At 69.4% G+C, this 2820-nt stretch carries 2 protein-coding genes; both read right to left on the bottom strand.

Features of this window, described 5'->3' with window-relative positions:
- Positions 1-84: 84 nt before the first annotated feature.
- The gene (locus AC5RTT_RS20350; protein ID WP_494146676.1) at positions 85-2157 is read right to left on the bottom strand and encodes a DUF6807 family protein; all 2073 of its coding nucleotides are present in this window, start codon (positions 2155-2157) and stop codon (positions 85-87) included.
- Positions 2158-2188: 31 nt separating this feature from the next.
- The coding region (locus AC5RTT_RS20345; protein ID WP_494146675.1) for an acetylxylan esterase at positions 2189-2820 on the bottom strand (632 nt) is incomplete at its 5' end.

The following is a 2820-nucleotide window of genomic DNA, read 5'->3' as shown; positions in this document are numbered from 1 at the left end:
GGACGTCATGGGCGGCCGCGAAACCGGCCTGGCCCGTGGCGGATGCCGGGACTGCCGGCGGGGCGGCTGCGGCGGTTGTCTGGGTCATGCGGGGTCCCCCTGGTTGATCAAAGCGTCGATATCGGATGTGGCCAGGATGCCGTCGGCCACAAAGACGGTGATTTTCCGGCGCACCGGCTTGCCGGGTTCAGCGATGACAGGTGCATCCCAGGCGAGTGACTGGCCCACGCCCGGGTAGCCGTCCACACGGACGAACCATGGGTCCGTGGCGTCGTGCGGCGCCAGGAAAACCAGGGTGGCGTCCTTCCCGCCGTCGAACTTTCCTGCCCAGGCGAGCCAGCGCGTCACGCTGCCGTGCACGCTGGCTTCGCCGCTGCCGGCGGGCGTCCATACCGTGGCCTCCCTGCAGTCCGGCAGCCGCCAGAAGAACCCGCCGTAGCCGCCCTCGTGCCGGCCGTTGGATCCCGGGCTGCCCAGGCTGACCGGCTTGCTTCCGGCAGGTGACAGGGCGAAATCCAGGGACAGGCTCCACACGGAGGGGCCGACGCCCGCCCAGGTCCAGGTGCGGTCCTCGGCCAGGACGGGCACGCCGTCGGGGCCGTTCCAGCTGAGGCGCTCCCGCAGCCTGCCGGGGCCGCCGGTAGCGGCGGTGGTTTCTTCAACCGGTGTTTCTGTGACGCTGATGCTCCCGTGGTCCGGCCGCCAGACGTACTGGCCGGCCTCCCGGGTGTAGGTTCGGCCGCCCCAGAAGTTGATCCCGTCCACATCCTGCAGCGCCACGCCGACGCCCAGGTGCCACACGTGGTCCAGCGGCTGGTGGTCCGTCACCACCGTGCCGCCGAGCGTGCGGACCGGGTGCAGGTAGGGGCGGGGGGAGGACACCGCACGGATGTGGCTGCCGTCCTGGTAATCCGCTACCGCCGTGCCGTCAACGGTCAGCGACCGGACCGGAGGAAGCCGGCGGGCCCAGGGGACGCCGAGCTCGGCAAACGTGGCCTGCGCCTTGGATGCGCGGTCAATAAGGTCCGCGATGCCGTGCACCACGGGGTGGGCGTCGTCGTCCGCGCCTTCCCAGGTGATGTGGTTCGGTCCGATGGCCTGCGGCGCGGGGGAGGTGCGGATGGCTTCCAGGACTGCGGTGAAGGCGCCGGTGTCCGGCAGCGAACAGAGCAGTGGCGTACCCTTGGCCCGGGCGTCGAGGAGGTTTTCCAGCAAGTCGGTGCGGCCGTAGGCCTCCCGGCGCTCGCCGTCGGCGGTGGTGATGACCACCTCGTCCCGCGTGTAGAACAGCGTCACCTCGCCCAGGGTGCCATGCACGGTAACCGAAGGATCCAGCTGTTCCGGCGCGCAGAGGGTCAGGCCGCAGAGGAGGGTGTTTCCCTGGGTTGTGCGGACACGGATTACCGAGGTGTCGTCGCTTTCGGTGTCGTGGGCACGGTACAGGTCTGTTTCCACGGCTGCCACATCGGCCACCGTGTGCGCGCCGGCCAGGTGCAGTGCCGTGGCTACGGCGTGCGCGAGTGCGTTGGTGGCCACGCCGTCCACAACCTCGGTGCCGTCCAGGCTCCGCTTCCCTGCCCAACGGGACCGCTTGAAGTAGGCCTTGGTGCGGACCCACTGGCCCTTGGCACTGAGGCCCAGGACGTCTCCGATGCCGCCCGACTCCACCAGGCTGCGGATGGCAGGCAGGGCCTGCGAGCCGAGGCTCTGGAAACCGACCTGGACCAGCCGTCCTGCGGCATCCGCTGCGGCGAGTACCTCCTGGAACTGGGCCAGGGAAGAAACCGGCGGCTTTTCCACGTAGACGTCCATGCCTGCAGCCAGTGCGGCGAGTGCCAGTGGCGCGTGCGTCTGGATAGGGGTGGCAAGGATGACGACGTCGGCAGGCGCGGTGGCAGCGGACTGTGCGGCGAGCAGCCTGTCCAGGTCGGGGAAGACGGCTACGGAGTCCTTGAGCCGGCCCCGTTCCGGGGGGTTGGGGTCGGCCACGGCCACAAGTTCCAGGGCACCGGCTTCTTCCAGCCGGGCGAGGTTGGCCAGGTGCCGCTCGCCGAAGCCGTGGACGCCCACCAGTGCGACGCGCGGAAGGACAGCCGGAACAGGCGCGGCACTCGGAATGCTGTGGCCATGTTCGGCAGTGGCGGAGTGTTGAGTCATTAAGGATCCTTGCAGGCTGGGTGTCGAGGAATTAGGCGTGTGTCTTGAGTGCGAGGGTGGCAGCCAGGAAGGCCATGGCTTCTTCCTGCATGGCGGCAGTAAACACGTGGCCGCCGGGCCAGAAGCTGCCCGTGTACGGGGTGGCGGTGCCCTGGCTTGTATTGTGCAGCGATTCCAGGATCCGGTGGGCTTCGCGCATGCCCTCTTCGGGAAAGAGTTCATCGGCCAGGGCGTACTGCATCAGGAACGAAGCGTCCGATCGGGCTGTCAGTTCGGGCCAGTCACCAAGCTTCCACAGGCGGGGTGTCTGCAGCAGCCAGGAGTGGGCGTCCAGGTAGGCCGGCAGGAGCGATTGGAACGTGGTCATCATGCAGGTCACCACCGACGCCCGGATCCGTGGGCTGAGTGCGGCGAGGGCCAGGGACCGTCCGCCGCCGCCGGAGAAACCCAGGCACCCCAGCCGGTCCGGGTCCACGCCGGGAAGGTGCGCCAGGACGTCCAGCGCAGCGAGGTCGTCGTGTGCCACCATGCCGGCCAGGCTCGTGCCGAGCAGCCCTGCGGTCTTGGCAACGGTCTCCTCGTGGAACCCTGCGGCGGCGTTGTAGTCATCCGCCTGGGAGGGCACGACGCCGTCCTGCCGCCACTGCGCCCGCCGCGCCTCCA

The organism is Arthrobacter sp. Y3221157 (genome assembly GCF_059089865.1).
Note: the sequence above shows the minus strand (reverse complement) of the source record. Positions and strands in the feature narration are given on the sequence as shown.

What these genes read in the sequence shown, in the direction of transcription:
- AC5RTT_RS20350 (WP_494146676.1), bottom strand. Translation starts at nt 2,157, where the DNA reads ATGACTCAACACTCCGCCACTGCCGAACATGGCCACAGCATTCCGAGT.